The 22,034-nt window shown below is 58.2% G+C and carries 25 protein-coding genes; 6 read left to right on the forward strand and 19 right to left on the reverse strand.

The window, feature by feature from the left end; all coding sequences use genetic code 11:
• Window positions 1-14: 14 nt before the first annotated feature.
• From ACZ3HH_RS01350 to ACZ3HH_RS01385, 8 genes are all read right to left on the reverse strand, one after another.
• On the reverse strand, window positions 15-845 hold the full coding sequence (locus ACZ3HH_RS01350; protein WP_465802331.1) for an ABC transporter permease: 831 nt from the start codon (window positions 843-845) through the stop codon (window positions 15-17).
• A complete protein-coding gene (locus ACZ3HH_RS01355; protein ID WP_465802332.1) occupies window positions 842-1,765 on the reverse strand; it encodes an ABC transporter ATP-binding protein in 924 nt (307 codons plus the stop codon). The genes ACZ3HH_RS01350 and ACZ3HH_RS01355 overlap by 4 nt, the downstream gene beginning before the upstream one ends.
• Window positions 1,762-3,054 (reverse strand): nitrous oxide reductase family maturation protein NosD, encoded by a 1,293-nt coding sequence (locus tag ACZ3HH_RS01360; protein ID WP_465802334.1) that lies wholly within the window; start codon window positions 3,052-3,054, stop codon window positions 1,762-1,764. Before ACZ3HH_RS01360 ends, ACZ3HH_RS01355 begins: the two co-directional genes overlap by 4 nt.
• 27 nt (window positions 3,055-3,081) lie before the next feature.
• Window positions 3,082-5,001 (reverse strand): TAT-dependent nitrous-oxide reductase, encoded by a 1,920-nt coding sequence (nosZ, locus tag ACZ3HH_RS01365; protein WP_465802336.1) that lies wholly within the window; start codon window positions 4,999-5,001, stop codon window positions 3,082-3,084.
• 56 nt (window positions 5,002-5,057) lie between these two features.
• The gene (gene nosR / locus ACZ3HH_RS01370) at window positions 5,058-7,238 is read right to left on the reverse strand and encodes a transcriptional regulator NosR (protein ID WP_465802337.1); all 2,181 of its coding nucleotides are present in this window, start codon (window positions 7,236-7,238) and stop codon (window positions 5,058-5,060) included.
• A 110-nt stretch (window positions 7,239-7,348) separates the two neighbouring features.
• Entirely contained in the window at window positions 7,349-8,737 is a 1,389-nt protein-coding gene (gene hemN / locus ACZ3HH_RS01375) for an oxygen-independent coproporphyrinogen III oxidase (RefSeq protein WP_465802338.1), read from the reverse strand.
• Between the two features lie 22 nt (window positions 8,738-8,759).
• A complete protein-coding gene (locus ACZ3HH_RS01380) occupies window positions 8,760-10,106 on the reverse strand; it encodes an oxygen-independent coproporphyrinogen III oxidase (RefSeq protein ID WP_465802340.1) in 1,347 nt (448 codons plus the stop codon).
• A 117-nt stretch (window positions 10,107-10,223) separates the two neighbouring features.
• On the reverse strand, window positions 10,224-10,667 hold the full coding sequence (locus tag ACZ3HH_RS01385; protein ID WP_465802342.1) for a CopD family copper resistance protein: 444 nt from the start codon (window positions 10,665-10,667) through the stop codon (window positions 10,224-10,226).
• Between the two features lie 226 nt (window positions 10,668-10,893).
• On the opposite strand from ACZ3HH_RS01385, the gene ACZ3HH_RS01390 reads away from it, so the two are divergent.
• On the forward strand, window positions 10,894-11,586 hold the full coding sequence (locus tag ACZ3HH_RS01390) for an SOS response-associated peptidase family protein (protein ID WP_465802344.1): 693 nt from the start codon (window positions 10,894-10,896) through the stop codon (window positions 11,584-11,586).
• Window positions 11,587-11,726: 140 nt separating this feature from the next.
• Window positions 11,727-12,140 (forward strand): CBS domain-containing protein, encoded by a 414-nt coding sequence (locus tag ACZ3HH_RS01395; RefSeq protein WP_465802346.1) that lies wholly within the window; start codon window positions 11,727-11,729, stop codon window positions 12,138-12,140.
• A 141-nt stretch (window positions 12,141-12,281) separates the two neighbouring features.
• On the opposite strand, the gene ACZ3HH_RS01400 is transcribed toward ACZ3HH_RS01395, so the two are convergent.
• The gene (locus ACZ3HH_RS01400; RefSeq protein WP_465802347.1) at window positions 12,282-12,536 is read right to left on the reverse strand and encodes a hypothetical protein; all 255 of its coding nucleotides are present in this window, start codon (window positions 12,534-12,536) and stop codon (window positions 12,282-12,284) included.
• A 730-nt stretch (window positions 12,537-13,266) separates the two neighbouring features.
• Window positions 13,267-13,461 (reverse strand): hypothetical protein, encoded by a 195-nt coding sequence (locus ACZ3HH_RS01405; RefSeq protein ID WP_030130625.1) that lies wholly within the window; start codon window positions 13,459-13,461, stop codon window positions 13,267-13,269.
• Window positions 13,462-13,649: 188 nt separating this feature from the next.
• Between ACZ3HH_RS01405 and ACZ3HH_RS01410 the strand changes: the two genes are divergently transcribed.
• Window positions 13,650-13,844, forward strand: coding sequence for a hypothetical protein (locus tag ACZ3HH_RS01410; protein WP_465802349.1), 195 nt, complete (start codon window positions 13,650-13,652; stop codon window positions 13,842-13,844).
• A 264-nt stretch (window positions 13,845-14,108) separates the two neighbouring features.
• Here ACZ3HH_RS01410 and ACZ3HH_RS01415 read toward each other — a convergent pair whose 3' ends face one another.
• From ACZ3HH_RS01415 to ACZ3HH_RS01430, 4 genes are all read right to left on the reverse strand, one after another.
• Entirely contained in the window at window positions 14,109-14,339 is a 231-nt protein-coding gene (locus ACZ3HH_RS01415) for a hypothetical protein (protein WP_465802351.1), read from the reverse strand.
• Between the two features lie 127 nt (window positions 14,340-14,466).
• Window positions 14,467-14,802 (reverse strand): hypothetical protein, encoded by a 336-nt coding sequence (locus ACZ3HH_RS01420; RefSeq protein WP_465802352.1) that lies wholly within the window; start codon window positions 14,800-14,802, stop codon window positions 14,467-14,469.
• 76 nt (window positions 14,803-14,878) lie between these two features.
• Window positions 14,879-15,115: a hypothetical protein gene (locus ACZ3HH_RS01425; protein ID WP_038982782.1), complete on the reverse strand. Its 237-nt coding sequence runs from the start codon at window positions 15,113-15,115 to the stop codon at window positions 14,879-14,881.
• A 98-nt stretch (window positions 15,116-15,213) separates the two neighbouring features.
• The gene (locus ACZ3HH_RS01430; protein WP_465802353.1) at window positions 15,214-16,440 is read right to left on the reverse strand and encodes an RtcB family protein; all 1,227 of its coding nucleotides are present in this window, start codon (window positions 16,438-16,440) and stop codon (window positions 15,214-15,216) included.
• Between the two features lie 91 nt (window positions 16,441-16,531).
• On the opposite strand from ACZ3HH_RS01430, the gene ACZ3HH_RS01435 reads away from it, so the two are divergent.
• Both ACZ3HH_RS01435 and osmE read left to right on the forward strand, forming a co-directional pair.
• Entirely contained in the window at window positions 16,532-16,771 is a 240-nt protein-coding gene (locus ACZ3HH_RS01435; protein ID WP_007895573.1) for a hypothetical protein, read from the forward strand.
• Between the two features lie 11 nt (window positions 16,772-16,782).
• A complete protein-coding gene (gene osmE / locus ACZ3HH_RS01440; RefSeq protein ID WP_465802355.1) occupies window positions 16,783-17,142 on the forward strand; it encodes an osmotically-inducible lipoprotein OsmE in 360 nt (119 codons plus the stop codon).
• Window positions 17,143-17,192: 50 nt separating this feature from the next.
• Here osmE and ACZ3HH_RS01445 read toward each other — a convergent pair whose 3' ends face one another.
• Window positions 17,193-17,411, reverse strand: coding sequence for a DUF2188 domain-containing protein (locus ACZ3HH_RS01445; protein ID WP_465802357.1), 219 nt, complete (start codon window positions 17,409-17,411; stop codon window positions 17,193-17,195).
• Between the two features lie 221 nt (window positions 17,412-17,632).
• Here ACZ3HH_RS01445 and ACZ3HH_RS01450 point away from each other — a divergent pair, with 221 nt between their 5' ends.
• Complete coding sequence (locus ACZ3HH_RS01450; RefSeq protein ID WP_465802358.1) at window positions 17,633-17,995, forward strand: NUDIX hydrolase; 363 nt, start codon at window positions 17,633-17,635, stop codon at window positions 17,993-17,995.
• Between the two features lie 44 nt (window positions 17,996-18,039).
• On the opposite strand, the gene ACZ3HH_RS01455 is transcribed toward ACZ3HH_RS01450, so the two are convergent.
• The 4 genes from ACZ3HH_RS01455 to benA all read right to left on the reverse strand — a co-directional run bounded on the left by ACZ3HH_RS01455 (window position 18,040) and on the right by benA (window position 21,879).
• The gene (locus ACZ3HH_RS01455) at window positions 18,040-18,813 is read right to left on the reverse strand and encodes a 1,6-dihydroxycyclohexa-2,4-diene-1-carboxylate dehydrogenase (RefSeq protein ID WP_465802360.1); all 774 of its coding nucleotides are present in this window, start codon (window positions 18,811-18,813) and stop codon (window positions 18,040-18,042) included.
• A 192-nt stretch (window positions 18,814-19,005) separates the two neighbouring features.
• On the reverse strand, window positions 19,006-20,019 hold the full coding sequence (gene benC / locus ACZ3HH_RS01460) for a benzoate 1,2-dioxygenase electron transfer component BenC (RefSeq protein ID WP_465802361.1): 1,014 nt from the start codon (window positions 20,017-20,019) through the stop codon (window positions 19,006-19,008).
• A gap of 10 nt (window positions 20,020-20,029) precedes the next feature.
• Entirely contained in the window at window positions 20,030-20,518 is a 489-nt protein-coding gene (benB, locus tag ACZ3HH_RS01465) for a benzoate 1,2-dioxygenase small subunit (RefSeq protein WP_465802363.1), read from the reverse strand.
• On the reverse strand, window positions 20,515-21,879 hold the full coding sequence (gene benA, locus ACZ3HH_RS01470; protein ID WP_465802364.1) for a benzoate 1,2-dioxygenase large subunit: 1,365 nt from the start codon (window positions 21,877-21,879) through the stop codon (window positions 20,515-20,517). Before benA ends, benB begins: the two co-directional genes overlap by 4 nt.
• Window positions 21,880-22,034 lie beyond the last annotated feature (155 nt).

The following is a 22,034-nucleotide window of genomic DNA, read 5'->3' on the forward strand; positions in this document are numbered from 1 at the left end:
ACCAAGGTATGAATTCATGTCGCCCGTCGACGGAACAGCAACCAGGCCAAGCCCAAAGGCACCGCCACCCACAGCAACAGGCACAACCAGAGTATCGAGCCCGGTACAGGTAAATCGCTGCCCAGGGTCAGCACGCCAGCGCTGCCGGCGCCGGGCTCGAAACCGGAAAGATTGATCAGGCGATAGACATCGGCAGGGTTGAGCAGCAGTAACCACGGCAGTACCTTCGGGTTGAACTGACCTTCGCTGAGCACCAGCAGTGCCAACAGCGCCAGGTCGAACACCAGCACGAAGAAGAACCACACCCCCAGCGCCAGCCCGGCGGCGGTGGATTTCTCGGCAGACACACTGCTCAGCACATAGGCCAGCCCAAGAAAGCCCCAGCCCAGTAACGTCGACGACAGCATGAATCGTCCAAACGCCCAGAGCAGCAGGTTCAGTTCGACGTCCTCCACCAGCACGGCAATTGCGAGCATCGCGCAGCCAAAGCCGATGAGGGTCGCCAGCGCCAGGATCAATCCGTGGCCTGCGAATTTGCCGAGCAGAATGTGCCCACGTCCCAGCGGATAGGTCAGCAACAGCAGCAACGTGCCGCTTTCGTCTTCGCCGACGATGGCGTCATAGGCCAGCAGCAAGGCAATCAGCGGCATCAAAAATGTCGCCAGACTGGCCAGGCTGGCGATGGTGGCGGGCACCGAGGTGAAGCCCAATTGCCCCGAAGCCGCCGCCCCCAACCAGGCGATGCCAGTCGCCAACACGGCGAACAACAGACTGATCGCCAACAACCAGCGGTTGCGCAAACCGTCATTGAATTCCTTGCGGGCCATGTTCCAGATCGGGTTCATACGGTCTCTCCACTGGGGGTCGCACCGGCCCGGCCCATGTAATAGCGGTAGATGTCCTCCAGGGAGGGTGGGTCGATTTCCACGTCGGCCGGCTCGTGCTCATTGAGCAATTGGCGCAACAGATCCAATTTGTTGCCATTGAGCGCAGCCACTTCAAGGCCCTCCACGCCCCAGCGCTGGGTGACATGCCCGGCGTTGTTCCAGGATGCCTGCAAGGGTCCGGCGTGCTTGAGGCCGTTGGCGCGAATCAGCGTCGGCAACCCGGCTTCCTCGCGCAAACTGCGCAGACTGCCGAGGGCCAGCAGGCGCCCCTGGGTCAGAATCGCGGCACGGTTGATATGCGCCTCGACGCCCGGCAATACGTGGGAACAGAGAATGATGCTGGTGCCCTGGCTGCGTAGCCGGTCGAGCAACCGATAGAGGTCTTGAGTGGCGATCGGATCGAGACCGACGGTAGGCTCGTCGAGCAGCAACAAGCGCGGCTCGCCGAGCAAGGCTTGCGCCAGTCCCAAGCGCTGGCGCATGCCCTTGGAGTAGGTTTTGACCCGTCGATGTGCCGCGTTCGCCAGGCCTACTTCCTCCAGCAGCACGTCCACCTGCGCGGGTGCTGCGCCTTTGAGTCGGGCGAAATGACGCAAGGTCTCCAGGCCGCTCATCTGCGGATAGAAGGTCACGTTCTCCGGCAAATAGCCCAGCAAACGCCGAACCTGCGGATCACTGGGCAAGCGGCCGAACACCCTGACCTGCCCTTCGCTGGCCTGAAGCAGGCCGAGCACCAGTTTCATGCTGGTGGTCTTGCCCGCGCCGTTGTGACCGAACAAGCCCAGCACTTCGCCTTCGCCCAGGCTCAGGTTCAACTGATGCAACACGGTGGTGTACCCATAGCGCTGGCTGACGCCTTCCATATCGATGACGTTCATGCGGTGGGCTCCTGGGTCAGGGGTCGTGTGGTGGGATTCATCAGCGGATGGCTGTCCAGGACGCCCGGCGATTTCATCACCGGAAAGGCCCGTTGCACCCAACGCAGCAATTCGATCCCGGGGCTGTTCATCAACAGCCGCACCTGCGGGTACAGCCACAGCAGGCGGTCGACGTTGTCGTTGGGTTCATAGGCGATATCGCCCAGGCCATCGTTGTTGCGATCCCAGCCCAGGTAATCGCTCCAGTAATTGCCCCGGCCATCCACCGACCATTCCTGCAAGCGGGTGGCGACGTATTTGACCTGCCGTTGGTTGCCGACAAAGGCGTTGTCGGCGATGCGGTTGTCTTCGGAGCCGGCGGTGAGGTGAATGCCCACGGCGCTGTGCTCAAAGTGGTTGTGTTCGATGCTGTTGAACAGCGAGTTGTAGATGAACAACGCCTTGCCTTCGGCGCCGCTGATCATGCTGTCGCCGGTCGAGCCGTCGCGCACGTCTGTAACGAAATTGTCGCGCAAGGTTGAATAGGTGATGTAGTTCATCAGGATGCCGTAGTTCTGATCCTGTTCGGAGCGGTTGCCGATCACCGTAAGCTTGCGGCTTTGCATCAAGGCGTAGCCGGTGCGGGTACGGCGGGTGGTGTTGCCTATCAATTGGTTGTCGTTGGCGAACATGTAATGCACGCCGTAACGCAGGTCTTCCAGGGTGTTGCCCTGCAGCAAGTTGCCGTTGGAGGTATCGATGTAGATGCCATCGCGGGTGTCGCGCACCTGATTGCCAATGACCCGGGCGCCATGCACCGCGTACAGATGAATACCGTTGCCGCGATCCTGTGAGCGCAGCGCCGGATCCCCCTGGATGCGGTTGTCGATCAGGCTCGCATCCTGCGTACCGTCGACCCAGATACCGAAACCCTGGCCCTGCATACGATTGCCTTTGATCACCGCGCCACGGGCCTTGGGCTGGAGGAACACCGCCGCATTCATGGCGGTAAGGTCGTGCCCCCAATCCAGAAAGGTACAGCCCTCGATCCGCACATCGGGCGCGCTGACGATCACGCCGTTACCCTGCCCTTGCGCCTGAAACACCGCGCCGGGCTCGCAGAGGATCTGCATCGGTTGATCGACGCTGAACGAGCCACGGTACTCGCCCGCCGGCAGGTGCCAGCGTTGTTGCGCGTCAACCCGCAACGGCAACGTGGTGATCGGTTGCACCGCCGCCAGTGCCCCGCCTGACATCAACAGGAGCACAAGGGCAATGGCCTTCACCGGACTTTCCTTGATTTCGGTCATCGGCCTGCTCCCGTTGATTGGCAACCGTCAGGCTCGCTCGACCTTCATACGGCCGACCATTTCCATGTGCAGCGCATGGCAGAACCAGCTGCAGTAGTACCAGTGCAGGCCGGCCTTGTCGGCGGTAAAGGTGATGGACGAGGTTTGCTGCGGGCTGATCTCCATACTGGCGCCATGGTTGGTCATGACGAAACCGTGGGTCACGTCTTCAATCTGGTCGATGTTGGTGATGGTCACGGTGACCTCGTTGCCCTGCTTGACGGTGAACTCGGTCAGACCATAGGCCGGCGCCATGGAGGTCATGTAGACCCGCACATGATTGCCGTCGCGGATGACCTTGTTGTCGGTCTCCAGGTTGATCCCGTCTTTCTTGGCCAGCTCTACGGTGGCGGCGAAGAACGGGTCGTTGCGGTTCCAGATCTTTTGGGTCTTGATCTGGTCCCGGCGCGCCAGGATGCAATCGTGAGGTTCGGCAAACGCAGGGCCGTCATGCACCAGCTTCATCTCTTCGCCGGAAATATCGATCAACTGGTCGTTTTCCGGGTGCAGCGGCCCGGTCGGCAGGAAGCGGTCCTTGGAGAATTTGCACAACACCACCAGCCACTTGCCATCCGCTTCACTGGTTTCGGTCAGCGAGGCGTGGTTATGGCCAGGCTGGTACTGCACGTCGAGCTTCTGCTTGATGTAATTGACCTTCTCGCCCTTGTAGGCACGTATCGCTTCCTCCATGTTCCACTTCACCACCTGACTGTCAATGAACAGCGTGGTGTAGGCATTGCCGCGACCGTCGAAGGTGGTGTGCAAAGGCCCCAGGCCCAGTTCCGGTTCGGCGACGATAACTTCGCGCGGGTCCTTGAATTTATCAGCGAACAGGTCATCCAGCCGGTCGATGGCGATCATCGAGACCGTCGGCGACAGCTTGCCGTTGGCAATGAAGTACTTGCCATCGGATGAGGTGTTGAGGCCGTGGGGGTTCTTCGGCACCGGGATATAGCGAGTGAATTCGGAGTCCTTGCCATCGGTTTTACGACCGTCGACCACCGGTACTTTCGAATCTTCCAGGGTGATGAACTTGCCAGCCTTGATCGCGGCCTCGATGCGCGGGATGTTGAACACCACGACCCAGTCGCGCTCGTTGCGCATCATGCCGCCAAGGTCGTAAGCCTTCTCCGAGTTGTAGCAAGTGGACGCGGCGTACTTGCCGGTGTAATCGGCGTCGGAGTTGTCCAGGTTGCCATCGACGATCACCTGGAAGGCCATCTCCATTTTCTCGGCATCGATGGCGTTGAACATGGTGAAGCTGTTCTTGTCTTGCAGGTCAAAGGTGCGGCCGTCATTGGGGTGCGGGATGACGAATTCGGCATTGGCGAACACGTACTTGGTGTAAGGCACTTTTTGCAGACGCAGGCCGTGAATGGCCTGCACGTTCGGCACGGTGAGGATCTTGTCGCACTTCATGATGTCCAGGCGGATGCGCGCGACACGGGAGTTGGCCTTGTCGTTGATGAACAGGTACTTGCCGTCGTACTTGCCATCGGTCATGGAGATGTGCGGGTGATGGCAATCGCCATTCTGAAACTTTGCACTGTCGCCCAGGACCCGCTTGCTTTCGTTGGTCAGGCCCCAACCGGTGGCCGAGTCGACGTTGAACACCGGAATACGCATCAACTCACGCATCGACGGCACACCGAGCACCCGCACTTCGCCCTGATGACCACCGCTCCAGAAGCCGTAGTATTCGTCCAGCTCACCGGGGCCGACATGGATTTTCGCCTGCGCATCCTTGACCGCTGCCGCCCACGACTCGCGGCTGAACACTGCGCCGCCCAACGTCGCGGCACCCGCCAGCACCGCACCGGTGACGGCACTGCTGCCCAGAAAACCGCGCCGACTGAGTCCGGTCTGTTCCTCTTCCGGCATGGCTTTTTTGGATTCTGTGTCAGTCATGTTGCGTACTCCTTGAAGGGATTAAAACGGTCACTGCAGACGTGCGCTCGCGAGCTTCATTCAACAGCCGGCACTTCCACGACAGGTATCAGTTGCACCGCCACGGGTGCCGGCTTGCCGCGCTTCTTGCGCTTGTTGATCAGCGGCGGGCATTTGTCTTCGTTGTGATAGGTCATCTGGCAATCGAGGCAGTAATGGCACTCGTTGGCATTGATCCGGCCATCCGGGTGAATCGCCTGGATCTCGCATTCCTTGGCGCACAACTGGCAAGGGCTGCCGCATTCCTTGCGGCGCTTGAGCCAGTCGAACAGGCGCAATTTGGTCGGGATTGCCAGCGCCGCACCCAAGGGGCAGATGTAGCGGCAATAGACTTTGCGCGTAAAAATGTTGATCACCAGCAGCCCCACCGCGTAGAGCACGAACCACCACTGGCGGTCGAACTTGAGGGTGATGGCGGTTTTGAAGGGTTCCACCTCGGCGAACAGTTCGGCGGTGGACATCGATTCCAGGGAGATACCGAAAAGCAGCAGCAAGATGATGTATTTGATCGCCCACAGCCGCTCATGCACCGCAAACGGCAATTCGTATTGGGGAACTTTCAATTTGCGCGCGGCTTCGTTGATCAGCTCTTGCAAGGCGCCAAACGGGCACAGCCAGCCGCAGAACACGCCACGGCCCCACAACAGAATGCTCGCGGCGGTGAAGACCCAGAGCATGAAGATCAGCGGATCGGTGAGAAACAGCTCCCAGCGAAAGTGCTCGAACAGCGCATGCACAAAGGTCAGGACATTGACCACCGACAATTGCCCCAAGGCATACCAGCCCAGAAAGACCACGGTAAAGAGCAGGTAACCACGACGCAGCCAGTGCAAAAAGCGTGGCCGGCGGGTGAGTTTGTCTTGCAGGAACAGGATGGCCGTCAGCAGCAACAACGCACTCGCGAGGACGGCGATCTGGAAGTGTTTCTGGTACCAGATATTCAACCACATCGGCCGGCTGGCTTCCTCGATGGCCGCCTGTTCTTCGGCACTGGGCGCGGGTCGCTCAAGGTAGGGTTCGGGCAGTTGATAAGGCAGTTCGAAGCTGCTGAAGGTGCCGCTGACCGGTCCCGTCTGACGCCGCACCAGGAGCTCCAGCGACCAGGGCGATCCCGGATCGAATCCGGCCGGTTTGCGCACAATGAAAATCGACATTTCATTGAACTCGGGCATGCCCTTGGCAAATACATCGGAGAGCCGCTGATGGTCCATGTCGCGAAAGCTGATGACGTTGCCGAACTGGCGCAATTGCACCCGATCGAAAATCCCGCCGCGCACATAACCCGAGCCTTTATAGGAAAACAGCCCACGGCCCAGCACCACGATGGCCTGCTCGCCGGGTTTGAGATCCTGCATGAGGAAGCGATATTGATTGTCGCCCAGCAACGCGCGGCCAATGGTCGGTGGGTTCAAGTCGGCGGTGTACAGCTCGATAAAGGTGTCATCGACTTGATCCGGGCCGGCGTTGTCGACGCCTTCGGCTTCGGTGCCCTTGAAGGCTGCATCGACCTGCCCACGGGTCAGGTTCAACCGGCGAATGGCGCCGTTGCCGGTCAGTTGCTCCCAGGTGGCGGGCTCGAAAAAGTCCTGGCGTACGGTGGCGGGCTTGTTCACCACCCCACCCTTGTCCTCGATCAGCTTCAGCGATACGGCCACCTCGTGGGCGGCACGCATGATGACCTCATTGACGACCATGGCGGTGACGGTTGCGCCGGCGATGGCATCCACGGTGACCGCGCTCGGGTCGCTGGAATGGCCGACGACTACCCGCTGGCTGACCTTGATCCCTTTGTATCGGGCGCTGAAGCCGTGGAGTTTTTCTTCGGGGATGCCGATCAGCAGAATCGGTTCGTGGTGCTCCAGCACATAGGCGTCCTGAATCACGCCGGCGGTGTCGAGGATCACCTGGGTGTTGATGGGTTTGCCCGAGTAGGCCGGAATGTCCACCACATCCAGGCTCTGGAACACATACCCGATAACCTTGCCGGCCGCCGACAGCGTACGCACCTTGAACTTGCCTTCGGCTGCGGACACCGAATCGGTTTGCGGGAAGACCTTCTCGATGCGCTGCTGCTCGATGTCGCCGTATGACTTGGCCTGCACCGTCGCGAACGCTGCGATCATCAGCAAGACCATCACCATCAGCCCGACGCTCCAGATGCGTGGATTGCCATGTGTCGAAGGCTGATGGATTGTCATGAACTCGCTGATTTCAAAGGGGCTTGCGGCCATGTTAGGCAGCGTTGTGCGCCCTGCCCTTGATTGAAATCAACTCAATATCATTCCTTGCGCCAGAGCGCTCCGTAACCTCAAACGGTGCGGGAAAACTGGCCTTTTTGCTGTTCGCCCAAGTAGGCGTCAAACGCCATCGCGGCACTGCGCATCATCAAATGCCCTTGCGGCAACAGCACCAATTCGTCGCTGTGAATCTGCAGGAGTCCGTCACGCACCTGCTCGTCCAGTTGCGCCAGCGCATCGGCAAAATACTCGGTGAAACAAATGCCATGACCTGCTTCGAACTTGGCGAAATCGATCCTGCCGTGGCACATCAGGTCGCTGATCACCTCACGGCGCAGCAGGTCGTCGGCGCTCAAGCGGTAACCCCGATGCACCGGCAACAAACCCTGATCGATACGGGCGTAGTACTGCGAAAGCTCCTTGACGCTCTGGCTGTAGCTGTCGCCGACCTTGCCGATCGAAGACACCCCAAGACCGATCAAGTCGCAATCGGCATGGGTCGAATAACCCTGAAAATTGCGTTGCAGGGTGCCATGGGTGCGGGCCAACGCCAGTTCATCATTCGGCAAGGCGAAATGATCCATGCCGATATAGACATAACCAGCCTCGGTCAGACGGCGGATAGTCAATTCGAGCAACTCCAGCTTGCGCTCCGGTGGCGGCATGTCCGCCGGGCGAATCAGCCGTTGCGCGCGCACCAGCTCCGGTAAATGGGCGTAGCTGTAGGCGGCAATCCGGTCCGGACGCAGGGCGATGATCTTGCCGAGGGTGACGTCGAAACTCTGCACTGTTTGCAGCGGCAGACCGTAAATCAGATCGACGCTGATCGACTTGAATTGCGCTTCGCGCGCCGCCGCGACCAGCGCGTAAATTTGCTCTTCACTTTGTTGCCGATTGACCGCGGCTTGAACGTCGGGATCGAAGTCCTGTACGCCGAAGCTCAAGCGATTGAAGCCCAATTGACGCAGCGACTGGATCTGCTCGGTGCTGATGGTGCGCGGATCGACCTCGATGGAAAACTCATGGTCATCGCTGTCGTCCATGTCGAACGCCTGGTGCAAGCAGTCCATCAGATCCGCTAGCTGTTCACTGGTCAAATACGTCGGCGTGCCCCCGCCCAGGTGCAGTTGCGTGAGTTTGCGCGAGCTGTCGAACAACGCGGCCTGCATCACGATTTCACGCTTGAGGTACGTCAGGTATTCGACGGCCCGATGGGTTTTCTGGGTAATGATTTTGTTGCAGGCGCAGTAGTAGCAAAGACTTTTGCAGAACGGAATATGGATATACACCGACAATGGCTTGGGCACCGCCGCCAGGTTGCTGTCGGAGGCGGCACGCTGATAGTCGTCGACGGCAAACGCCTGATGAAACTGCGGCGCCGTGGGGTAAGAGGTGTAGCGCGGCCCGGGGCGGTCATACTTTTCGACCAGGGCTCGATCGAAATCGAATGCAGGTTTCATGATCAATCAACTCGCAGTTGGGTTAATGCGTTGCACTGCCCAAATCCTTTTCAAACAGATTGCAGATGGCATCCACTTCCGGCCGACCGGCGGGAAGAATGCTGATGAAACGGTCCGACAATTCAATCAACCCGTCACGACTCAATTGCTCCAGCAATGGCCAGACAGATGCAAAATACTTGGAGAAAATCAGCCCATAGCGCCGCTCGATGGCGCGGATATCCAGCTCTTGATCGCACGCCAGTCGCTCCATGACCATGTGCCTTATCTGATCCCCCGCCTCGAAACGCCAGCCACGAGACGTCGGCAATTGGCCCCGGTCCAGCTGCTGCTGATAACGCTCGATCGCATCGGTGTTTTGCGTATACACATCGTCGATCTGACTGATGGCGCCCAAACCGAAGCCGATATGGTCGCAATAACCGTGACGGGTAAAACCGTCACAGGTGCGGCGCAACCGGCCCCGCTCCTGAGCGATCGCCAGATCATCATCGGGCCGCACAAACTGCCCCATACCGATGTAGTGATAGCCCACGGCGATCAACTGTTCGAAGGCGATCTGGCGCATCGCACCTTTATCGTCCTGGCTGCACAGTTCCCTGACCTTGTCGCCGAGCCTTGGCCGATAACGGCGTGGTGGTCGGGCATAGTCGAACACCATCAGCCTGTCCGGCTCCAGCTCAATGATCGCCGCCAGCTTCAGCGCGAAGCTTTCTGGCGTTTGCCAGGCATGACCAAAACCCAGATCGACATTGATCGATCGATAACCAAAGGTGCGGGCGGCATCGATCAGTGAATGAATGGGTGCCGGGTTCTGGTAGCAGGCCACCGACATGTCACAGTCGGTATCGATATCCGGAACGCCAATGCTGACATGATTGAATCCCTGGTTGCGCAACGCGCCCATGGTCGACCAATCGGTAGAGTGAAGGTCGACGTCGACGCTGTAGTCGCCACACTCATGCTGGAGAAAGTTGAATCGACCACGCAGATGATTCATCAGGCGCTCGAGATGAGCGATGGTGGGTGTTCCGCCGTTCAGATGAAATTGTTCGACCCGTTGCTCCGCTCCCAGATGACAACCGACGAGGTCGATCTCCTGTTCCAGGCGTTGAAGGTACTGTTCGATGTCGCCGTGCTCGCAGGCGACATCGCGCGGGGAACAAAAGGCTGGCTTGAGGCTGGAAGGCAACTGCACGTTCAGGGCGATCGGGCGGCGTTTCTGGCGGCTGACGCGCAAGGCACGAAGCAAATCCAGAGAGCCGATGCCGTCATGAAACTTTTGCGTGTCGGCATGGCAGTTGGGGTCGAGTACGCCCTGATCGCACCGAGCGATCAGATCGCCGGGGGCGTGAGAAAAATCGAGCATGACAGGTCTCCGAGACTGGCTGCGGATCAACAGTGTCCGGGATTGGCGATCAATGCTCCTTGACTTGTATCAAGCGCAGGCCAAGTGCTTGCAGGACAGACCTTGGGGCAAGGCCGCTCACCACGTCAGGTAAAACATACCCTTGGCCAGCAGTACGATGACGACCATATGGCAGAACACACTGGCATGGATGAAATGCAGGTATCGAGCGTTCATTCGGCCGCTTTTGAACAAAAACATGGCGGCCAGGAAATGCAGCAGCACGCTCACGGCGACCATGATTTTCAACAGCAACAAGGTGCTGAATGATGAGGCCATTGGCGTTGCAAGGATGGGCAAATAGCGCAGCCAGACCATGCCCAGGCCCGCGCCGAACAATACCAGCAGCACCCATGGCATCAGGGTGCGGGCTCGGCGGCCAATACCCTCTTCGACCAGCAGCATCGCCTTGGCGGGCAACTGTTTGCGGATGCTTTCCAGAAAAAGGACTTCGAAGAACACCGTGCCGATAAAGATCAGGGCGGCAAACAGATGAACGGTTAGAAACAGCGGATAGAGCATGAATGTTCTCCCTCTATTCAGCTGTCGGTTTCTCCAGAGAATACAGAGCAGCTCGACTCAGGCGATTGACATCAATCAAGAAAACCGCGAATCCCGGATGCGTCCTGGCCGCGTGTCGCGAAACGCAAGCGGCGATCCTTTTTTTGAAGGTCTTGCGGGTTAGACAGCCTCAAGGATCATCTTGAAACTATTGTCTAAGCTTAAGCTTCAGCATGAGGGCTCAGCCATGTGCGGACGACTTTCGCAGTATCGAGGTGTTCACGAATTCGTGGCGGCGCTGAGTATGCCCAACGCCTTGGTCAATAATGCTGGCGAACAGCCGCTCGAGCTCTACAACGCAGCGCCGTCGACTCAGCTCGCCCTCTTCCACGAAGAAAGCGGCGTGCTGCACGCCGACAGGGTTCGTTGGGGCTGGCGACCGCACTGGGCCAGGGATCACGCGACACCGATCAACGCCAGGGTTGAGAAAGTCGCCCACGACCCATTCTTCAAGGAGATATGGCCGCACCGGGCAATTATTGCCATCGACAACTGGTTTGAATGGGTTTACGAAGGCGGTCCGAAGAAACAGCCTTACCTGATCCGCCGCAAGGATCACGCACCGATCCTGTGCGCCGCCATTGGTCAGTATCCAAGGTACGAAAAGGAGCCGGACGAGCATGACGGTTTCGTGATCATCACCGCGGACAGTCAGGGTGGCATGGTGGATATTCACGACCGTCGGCCAGTGACGCTCAATCCCGAACTGGCCCGGGAATGGATTGACCCATACACGCCCAAGGAGCGCGCCGAACAGATACTTCTGCAGCAAAGCGAACCTTGCGACGTCTTCGAATGGTTCAAAGTGGACCTGGCCGTGGGCAATGTGAGGAACCAGGGCTCAGAACTGATAGAGCCTATCGACGGCCCGCGCACATGACTCGCCCCGCCTGAATCTCCTGTGACGCCCCGCCACCATGACGAGCGGAGATAAAACAATCTGAACCCGCACTTCCCCTCCAAAGTCAAAAAAATTGGCAGCCCTTAATCACTGAAGCATCACTTTAAAGGAGTCTTTTCATGAAGATTTTGGAAGTTATGACGAAAGATGTTTTAACAGCCAAGCCAAGCCAGACGATCCAGGAGGCCGCAAACATGATGGCCAGGATCGATAGCGGCGCCATCATGGTTGAGGAGCAAGAGCGTCTGATTGGCATGATCACGGACCGGGATATAGCCATTAGAGCCGTAGCCGAAGGACTCCCCGGCAAAACCCCTATCAGTAAAGTAATGACTGGCGGCATCCGCTATTGCTTTGAGGATGAAGACATAGAGCAGGTGGCAAAGAACATGGCGGACGTGCAACTGCGTCGCCTGCCCGTGCTCAACCGAGACAAGCGTCTGGTAGGTGTCGTATCGCTGGGAAACATAGCCAGCACTCGATCTCAAACCGCCGCTGCTACGGTTTTGCGCGGGGTGGCACAGGCTCATTAACCGGGCCGCTCGCCTGGCCTGGGATCCCGTTCGAAACCCGGGCTTCAGGGTCAGGCGAATCCTGCCGCAACCGTCTCGCCGGGATAACCGTCCCACACCCAGTGCGTCGTTCGCTGGGTCGCATGTTGATTGCACGACACATCAGTTGGGCTCGACGAGCAGGTCTTTGTCCTCTGCGCCTAGCGCCGGCTCTTGATCTTCCAATTTGTCGGTTTCACGCTTCTTTTTCAGCCGGGCTCGAGCGCGCTCGGTGTCATAGGTTTTTCCGCCGGCCAAGGCATTCAGGGTTGTTGAAATCCGATAGAAACCACCGCACGGCTCACAATAAATACGCAAGCCGCCCCCGAACGAAAGATCTTCCAGCGCATTAGTGTTTCCACACAGCGGACAGTTCATAGCCACCTCCTGATCATTCAGTTAGCCGCTTTCAGCCCGCCATCAATGCTGACAACCCGGATGGGAGGGTAACTAATAGCGGGGACATGTTGATATCGACAGGGGCTATTCATGGAGGTTGCTTGTTTTTTTGTCGATAGATCGAGCAATGCCTGCGTGAGCTCCTCCAAGGAGCGGCCGAAGGCTCGGGCCGCGTTCAGACGATCTTTTGATCTTGATCTTTCAGGAGCCGCTGAAGGTCAAAAGATCGCAGCCTTCGGCAGCTCCTACGGGGGGACAGGGTTATAGCCAGGACAGACGGATTCTAATCCGAAGTCAGCGGCTGCCTGGAGCGAATCGGCGCGATGCCCGACCTATCCTCAGTGTCACGATGCAATAAGGAAACGTTGTAATCGTAGGTGGATATCAACGGCACCGGCTCGTCATTGCGGGACATTTTAAGCCATCGTCTTGTGCGTTCGATGTCAAAGAACTCGTTCTTGAATTTCATTTTCGCCACAAGGTTCGCCGATACCTTGTAGTGTCCACATCCGGCCGGGCATTTAACTTCTGACCAGTCTCCAGCCGCGTGAACAGTCGTAGAGACAGCCTGACAGATTAGGCACTTCATGTTCGATCTCCGTATCCATGAATTACCAACTGTAGACGATCCTCGACCAAGGAGCGTTCACTTGGAAGAAAGATAAGAACATCAAAAAGTGAAGAGCCCAGCGCAATGGCCGGGCTCCGGTTATCTTCTGTTTTCCAGCATCTTATCGGCGAGTGCTTTGGCCCTTTGGATTAACAGATTCTGCCTGTCTTCGTGGGTGGCTTCTCCTACCACCGGTGCCGTCAGATTGCTTTCCGCAATCAACGCGGCACAGAAGTATTGATCCCAAACAGCACTTTGCTCCGACTCCTGTCTATTCATTTGGTCGGCGATCATATGCGGCTCCTTTTGATGAGGTAGCCTCTTAAGTTTACGCCCGAATCGTGGACTACCCGCGTCGCGAAGGATGATCGGCACCTCATTGCAATCCGTTCACTGGCGACAAGCCGTTTCCTCAACTAGGATTTTTAGCGCACAGGACTTCGCCCACTGTGTTGTCGGGCGATTCATCAAAGGAGAGATAGATGACATCTACTCGAATTTCCGAGCAAACCTATCGTCAATGGTCCAGCCCCATCTTGCTCGAACTCAAGGAGAGAGAAGATCAGTTAAGCCCTTCGGCACGCCAGGCCCTGCAAAATGTCCTGGTCGAGAGGAGGCTTCTTGACACTGGCAACCCATCTGGCAGCGATCGGCGCAGGGCTGATCCGGCCAGGTAACGACAGGCATCAATAACGTTTGTCCATCACGCTCATCATCGACGCTGCTGGCTCTCTGCCGGCAGCGCGCTCATAAGCCATTCCAAATTCCAGACAAAAAAAAAGCCCAGGCAGCTGATGGACGCCTGGGCTTTAAAAATGCATAAACCGTGGTGGTGAACGCGGGGCGATATTACCCAATCGCGCAACTTGTAACAAGATATTCTGATTCACTATCCAGTTACTAAATCTCCTAACTCATTAAATATCCACACTATTTTTAAGTCATCTATCGACGACTCCACTCCCGACACCATCGATTGAAGCGCAAATAGCCCCCCGTGCATCGCGCACCAACTCACGCCATTCGGCGTTGTTGATGAGGCCGGCGCCCTCCATTTCATCCGCCACTTTCAGCAGTTTGTCGTAGTGTTCTTCACAATCCATCCCGGCTTCCGGTTCTCTCAAGAGCCGGTACCAGGCATCGAGGGCTGCCTTTTTTCGATCATCATTCATAGCCAAACTCCCAAGGACTGTTTGCTCTTGGAAGTTAGTTGAGGAGTGACCGTTCCTGAATTCCGACATATGGCTGCGACATACGGCACAGGCCGTCACCATAAACGAACAACGAACGAAGCGAGCGTTACAAACAATCCCGAACAGCTTGGCGCAGTACCCCTGACTTGGCCCACGGTGGTCCTTGGTAAAGCGATACCCGGCTGCCATCCTTCGATTTCACGATAACCAGAATTTCGTCAGCCGTGATGATGCTCGGCGCGGTGATCCGGTAGCCATTGGAAATCGCCGATTGCGTCGATCCCGGAATGTCCTGACGCCACAACGGCAATACACACGCGGCATATTCCTTGGGCGCCTTATCGCTGTATTTGCTGATATTGGGCTCGCCGGGCACCACGGATGCGGGTAATGAACAGCCCGCCAACACAGCCACCGCTATTCCCGCTATCAACATGCGCATAACGCTTCCTTATCCTGAAAAACGGGAAATGTAGCCTGTACTTATGCCTACATCCAGCGCACAGCCGGCGATGTCTCTATAAAGGGGCTTCGCCCTGCCCCGGCTCGGCCCCCGAGCCGGAATCGGGATACGACCTCGCATTCAGGTACGTCATCCATCGCTCGTACGCTTCATGCTGCCATTTCGTGACCCGCTCCCATTCCGGGCCGCTCAACTGATGGGCCGAGATCAGTTTCATCATTTCCGTGGTTGCCGCATCCAGGTCAACGATCAGCTCATGCGCGTGGTGTCTGAAATCATCGGTAGTCGTCATTTGAGATGGCCTCCCTAGCGAATAAATCATTACCTCAATACGACAGCAGAGCTGTTCACTCGCGTTAATGTTCCCGACCAATGGAAGCCCTTCCCTTCCTACCCCTTCACACAGACCACCTGTCGCAAGGTGTGCAGTACTTCCACCAGATCACGCTGGGCGTACATGACTTTGTCGATGTCCTTGTAAGCCATCGGAATCTCATCGATGACCGCCGCATCCTTGCGGCATTCCACATGAGCGGTCGCGCGGATCTGGTCTGCGACAGTGAAGGTGTTTTTGGCTTTGGTGCGGCTCATGGTCCGACCGGCACCGTGACTGCAGGAACAGAACGATTGCTCGTTGCCGAGACCTCGAACGATGAAGCTTTTGGCCCCCATGGAACCGGGAATGATCCCCAGTTCGCCCTTCTTCGCCGACACCGCGCCCTTGCGGGTGACCAGGACGTCTTCACCGAAGTGCCGCTCTTTCTGCACGTAATTGTGGTGGCAGTTCACAGCCTCCAGCGCCACCTCGAAAGGTTTGCGAATCACTTGCCGCGCGGCCTGAATCACCGCCTGCATCATCAACGCCCGGTTCTGCCGGGCGAAGTCCTGAGCCCAGTCCACCGCTTCAACGTAGTCATCGAAATGCCGGCTGCCTTCCTTGAAATAGGCCAGATCGCGGTCCGGCAGATTGGCGATGTGCTGGCGCATATCCGCTTGGGCCAACTGAATGAACAGGGTCCCGATGGCATTGCCAACGCCGCGAGAACCGCTGTGCAGCATGAACCAGACGCGGTTGGCCTCGTCCAGGCAGACCTCGATGAAGTGATTACCGGTACCGAGGGTGCCCAGGTGCTGACGATTGTTGGTGCTGGCGAGCTTCGGGTATTTGTCGGTGATCGCCTTGAACCGCGAGCTCAGCGCCGCCCAGGCTTGATCGGCCTGCTGTGGAACGTGATTCCAGGCGCCTTCATCGCGGCGGCCACGGCTCAACGTGCGGCCATGGGGCACGGCCTTTTCGATGGCGCTGCGCAGACCGTGCAGGTTGTCTGGCAAGTCGTCGGCGGTCAGCGAAGTGCGCGCGGCAATCATGCCGCAGCCGATGTCCACTCCCACGGCCGCCGGAATGATCGCGCCCACGGTGGGGATCACGCTGCCGATGGTGGACCCTTTGCCCAGATGCACATCCGGCATCACCGCCAGGTGCTTGAAGATGAACGGCATCTTCGCGGTATTGATCAATTGCTGCCGGGCTTCGCTTTCAACTGGCACACCCTCGGTCCAGAGTTTGATCGGCTTGCCGTTGGCGACTTCCAGCAGTTGGTAGACAGGTTGTTGCATGGCTTTGACTCTCTTCGGATCAGACGAACATAACGCTCCATTGAGGTAAATGGGATTACTATTTCGTAGCGGGGAATTGCAGGAGGTCATCATGTGGCTTAACGAATATGAACAGCAACTTCGGCGCGACCTGCAAGGCGTGGCGTCGGACCTGAGGTGGTCGGCGGTAGAGCTTTTGCGCATCGCAGAGCAGCTGCGCCAGGCTGGCAATGATGTGGATGCAGAGGCAACGCTAAGGCTGTGCGCGTTGTTCCAGGGCGATGAAGAGCGACTGGCGGGCTATGCTGAAGAAGTAAAAGCAAAATCCATCACTCGAACGAAAGTTCACTAGAGAGCGCTGTCATGAACAAGCCTCTATGCGCGCTGATCGCTGTGCTGGCGGCGTCAGGTGGCTGCAACACGGAATCACACGTTTATCGAGACCAACCGCTGGTCGCCAAGGTCGAGGTCGGCATGAGCACGGATCAAGTCCAGCAGATTGGCGGCCAGCCTTTATCGATAACGCAACGCACGGTGGAACCTGGCACCTGTTTTGACTACAAGCTGACGCAGGCCGGCCATCAGCAACCCTACAATGTCAGCTTCGATGGGACGGGCAGGGTCGACCATAAAAGTTTCATGACCTGTGCGCAATGGAGTCGTATACAACAAAAAGCCAGAGAGTATTCCCCCTCCACGGGCGGGATGGGCGGCGGTTACTAGTCCATTGCCGCAAATATCAAAAGCCCCGGCGAACCGGGGCTTCAAGCACACTACTTGTCTGATTTCTGGCTTTCTGATTTGTGGCTACGCGACGCTTTACCCGACTGGGCTCTGTAGGCGGGAAGCGCAGCCGCATAGGCCAGTGCTTCCTCTCTGCTGCCAAAGGCTCCAAGCCGGTCACCTTTGGTGCACACCCGCCAAGGGCCGTTGTTCACGCTGAGTACGTCATAGCCATTCATGTGCATTTTAGTCAGCATCGGAACGCTCATAGTCACCTCCATTTCGGCAGTGATAGTCCTGGATCGACTCAACTACCTTACACCCGACCTTCACTGAAGTACCAACCAGACGTCGCGTCAGGATTCCGGCATTTCATTGCACTTTCAGCCGCCGTGTCGACTCCAACCCTTGAAGCAGACACTTCTGCGGATTTCGGTCCGAATATTGCATTTTTATGACTGTTTTGTGACAAGCGGAAGTCGGGTAACCCATGAAAGTACGTGCAACCGTCATTTGCGAGCAGGACCGGCATATCCTCCTCGTGCGCAAGCCCAGGGGGCGCTGGACCCTGCCGGGCGGAAAAGTCGAGCCTGGCGAAACTGCTGCGGGCGCGGCCACAAGAGAGCTTTACGAAGAAACAGGGCTTGAGGTCGACGACCTGCTGTACTTGATGGAGTGGGAAACGCCCAGCACCCGGCACCATGTCTACGAGGCGCTGGTCGTAAACATCGCAGAGGCTCGGCCACAAAATGAAATCTTCGACTGCATCTGGCATCCGCTGGACGCGGTACAGAACCTGAACACAAGCGACGCCACACTCAGAATCGTCAAAGCGTTTCAGCGCCGCTTGTAGGCGGCAGGTTATCCAGAATCGGGCCAATTTTGCTTGCGAGCCCGTCAGCCCGGATCGCCACCACCGACCGGCATGATCATGCCGGTGATATAGGAGGCTTCGTCGCTGGCCAGAAACAGAATAGCGCTTGCCTGCTCATCCAGCGTGCCATAGCGCTTCATCAAACTGCTGTCGAGGGTCTGGTCGACAATCTGCTGATACCAAAGCTTTTCCTGAGCGCTCTGTTGCGCGGTGTTGCGCGGGATCAGCCGCGGCGGCGCCTCGGTGCCACCGGGGGCGGTCGCGTTGACCCGCACGCCACGACCGGCCGTTTCGAACGCCAGGCAAGCGGTCAGCGCATTGACCCCACCCTTCGCCGCACCGTACGGCACGCGATTGACGCTACGGGTCGCAATGGACGAAACGTTGACGATCGCGCCGCTCTCTTGTTCAAGCATGAACGGCAGCGCGGCATGACAACACCACAGTGTCGGGAACAATGAACGGCGGACTTCGGCTTCGATCTGCGCCTCTTCATAGTGTTCGAAAGGCTTGGCCCAGATCGTGCCGCCAACGTTGTTGACCAGCACATCGAGGCGATCAAAACGTTCGACAGCGGTGCGCATCACGCGCCTGCATTCGCTGTATTGCTCAAGGTCGGCAGTCAGGGCAAGTACCTGGCTGCTCTGTCCCAATTCCTTCTGGAGTTCGAACACCAGATCGGAGCGGTCGACCAGAATCAGTCGCGCACCTTCGGCGGCCATGCGTTCAGCCACACGCCGGCCGATGCCTTGGGCGGCACCGGTAATCAGCGCGACTTTTTCGTGGAATCTGTTCATGTGTACCTCGTGACGAAGGATGCCGGCCAGTTAGTTCTGTGGGAGCGAACCAGGTAAGTTAAAACGCAGAACCTGTGGGAGCGTGGCTTGCCCGCGAAGAACGATGACGCGTAATGCCTGAAAAACCGCGGTGCATTCTTCGCGGGCAAGCCACGCTCCCACAGGACGTTCATCGCTCTTCCCCAGCACGGCTCAAGCCGCGCTGGCGGCAAATTTCTCGTAGTAGAAGTTCGCAGGCGCAATGCCTTGCTCGCGGATGAACTGGCTGACCGCTTCGACCATCGGCGGCGGGCCGCACAGGTAGACGTCGACGTCGCCATCGTTCAAATGCCGTGGCTCGATGTGTTGGGTCACGTAGCCCTTGAGCGGGTGCCGACTGTCGGGATTGGCCACGCAGGCACTGAAACTGAAGTTCGGAATTCGCGCGGCGAAGGCTTCGAGTCGATCGAGTTCCACCAAGTCGAAATCGTTGGTCACGCCGTAGATCAGATGCAGCGGATGTTCGCTGCCCTGCTCGGCGATTCTTTCCAGCATCGCGGTGAAGGGCGCCAGACCGGTACCACCGGCCAGCAGCAACAATGGACGGCGGATGTCGCGCAGATAGAAGCTGCCCAATGGCCCGGCCAGGCTCATGCTGTCGCCAGTCTTGGCCATGCCGGTCAGGAAACTGCTCATCAAGCCGCCGGGCACGTTGCGAATCAGAAAGCTGACTTCGCCGTCCCGCTGCAACGAGCTGAACGAGTAAGCGCGGGTCTGCTCGCTGCCGGGCACCCCGAGGTTCACATACTGCCCCGGCAGGAACGCCAGTTTGCTCAGGGCCTCGCCCTTGATCGACAGCGCGATGGTGCTGTCGGACAACTGACGCACGGCGCTGATGGTCGCGTCATAACTGGCCTGACGGGTACGGCAGACATCCGATGAAGCCGGCACTCGCACCACGCAATCGCTTTGCGCGCGCATCTGGCAGGTCAGGACAAAACCCTGCTGCGCTTCGTCGGCGCTGAGGGCGTCTTCGATGTAGTCCTCGCCCAAGTCATAGCGGCCGGCCTCGGCGAAGCACTTGCAGGTTCCGCAAGCGCCGTCGCGGCAGTCCAGTGGAATATTGATGCCCTGGCGATACGCGGCATCGGCCACGGTTTCCCCAGCATTGGCGTCGATGAATCGGGTGACGCCGTCTTCAAAATTGAACGCAATGGAATGAGTCATGACGGCCGCCTCAGAGGTGGTAAACATCAATGACCTGACGAACGTAATCGTTCTTCAGGATCACTTTCTTGGCCAAGATCTGCGTGTTTTCACCGCGCACATCGAGGGTGTAGAAGCTGCTGCCGAAATAGCTGTCGACGGTCTTGTAGCGAAAGCTCAGGGTGTGCCAGTTGAAGCGCACCTTGCACAGCCCGTCGGCCTGTTCGATCAGCTCGATATTGCTGAGGTTGTGCGAGGTGCGGGTGTCCGGCACGCTGGCGCTGGAACGCTCGGTCTTGATGCGGAAGATGCGGTCTTCCAGGCCCGTGCGGTTGCCGTACCAGATCAGCGAGATTTCCCGCTGCGGGTCTTCAGTCAGCTCATCGTTGTCGTCCCAGGACGGCATCCAGAATGTGGCGTTCGGCGCGTACAACTCCAGCCACTCGTCCCATTGTTTGTCGTCGAGGTAGCGTGCTTCGCGGTAGAGAAAATCGCGCACCGCGTCATGGGTAATGGTCATTGCACGGCCTCCACTGCAATCAGTCCGGACTGTTCAGCGGCCAATGCCTTAAGCATCGTTTGCTGCCAATACTTGTGTTGCAGCACGAACAGGCCTTCGTCTTCGGTGCGCACGCCGCTGAGCAGCGGGTGCAGGTCGATCTCTTTGGCCGCGTCATCGGCGCCTTCGACCCAGTGCTCGGCGCCACGGGACATGTCGTTCCACGCGGTGACGCTGCCCTGGTAACCCGTCTGGCAGGAGCGAAACTCTTCCAGATCGTCCGGGGTGGCCATGCCGCTGACGTTGAAGAAATCCTCGTACTGGCGAATCCGGCTCGAACGGGCGTGGTCGCTTTCGCCTTTGGGGGCGATGCAGTAAATGGTGATTTCGGTGCGGTTGACCGAGATCGGCCGGGCGATGCGAATCTGCGAGCTGAACTGGTCCATCAGGTACACGTTCGGGTACAGGCACAGGTTGCGCGAGTTCTCGATCATCCAGTTGGCGCGCGCTTGGCCGAAGTCCCGGGCCAACTCGTCGCGACGCTCGTACAGCGGACGGTCCTCGGGGTTGGACCAACGGGTCCAGAGCAGCATGTGGCCCTTGTCGAAGGAATAGAAACCACCGCCCTGCCTGGCCCAGGTGCCGGCGCTCATGGTCGGATTGCAATCGCCGGCTTCGCGCTGTTTGCGTTGGTTCTGGGTCGCTGCATAGTTCCAGTGCACCGAGCTGACGTGATAACCGTCGGCACCGTTTTCGGCGGTGAGTTTCCAGTTGCCTTCGTAGATGTAGCTGGAGGAGCCGCGCAACACTTCCAGGCCATCGGCGGACTGATCGACGATCATGTCGATGATCTTCGCCGATTCACCCAAGTGCTCTGCCAACGGCGCCACGTCAGCCTTGAGGCTGCCGAACAGGAAACCGCGATAGGATTCGAAACGCGCGACTTTGGTCAGGTCGTGGGAGCCTTCGCAATTGAAGCTCGCCGGGTAGCCGGCCGCCGCCGGGTCCTTGACCTTGAGCAGCTTGCCGGAGTTGTTGAAGGTCCAGCCGTGGAATGGGCAGGTGTAGGTGCTCTTGTTGCCGGTTTTGTGCCGGCAGAGCATCGCTCCACGGTGGCTGCATGCGTTGATAAAGGCGTTCAGTTCACCGTCCTTGTTGCGCGCGATGAAGATCGACTGACGCCCCATGGTGGTGGTGTAGAAATCGTTGTTGTTGGGGATCTGGCTTTCGTGGGCCAGGTACAGCCAGTTGCCTTCGAAGATGTGTTCCATCTCGAGGTCGAACAGCCGCGGATCGGTGAACATCTCGCGCTTGCAGCGATAGATGCCCTGCTCAGGGTCTTCTTCAAGCAGGGAGTGAAGGTATTCAGGTCGCAGGGTCATGGCCGCCGCCTCCATTGTTTTTATTCAGGCAGGGCCATGCTAGGACGAGGGGATGGGGCGGACTATCCGCGGGGTGCAGACCTGTATCCGTTTTGTGCAGCAGGTGATGCGATGACGGACCTGTGGCGAGGGGGCTTGCCCCCGTTCGGCTGCGC

The organism is Pseudomonas sp. PME37.24/025 (genome assembly GCF_055556615.1).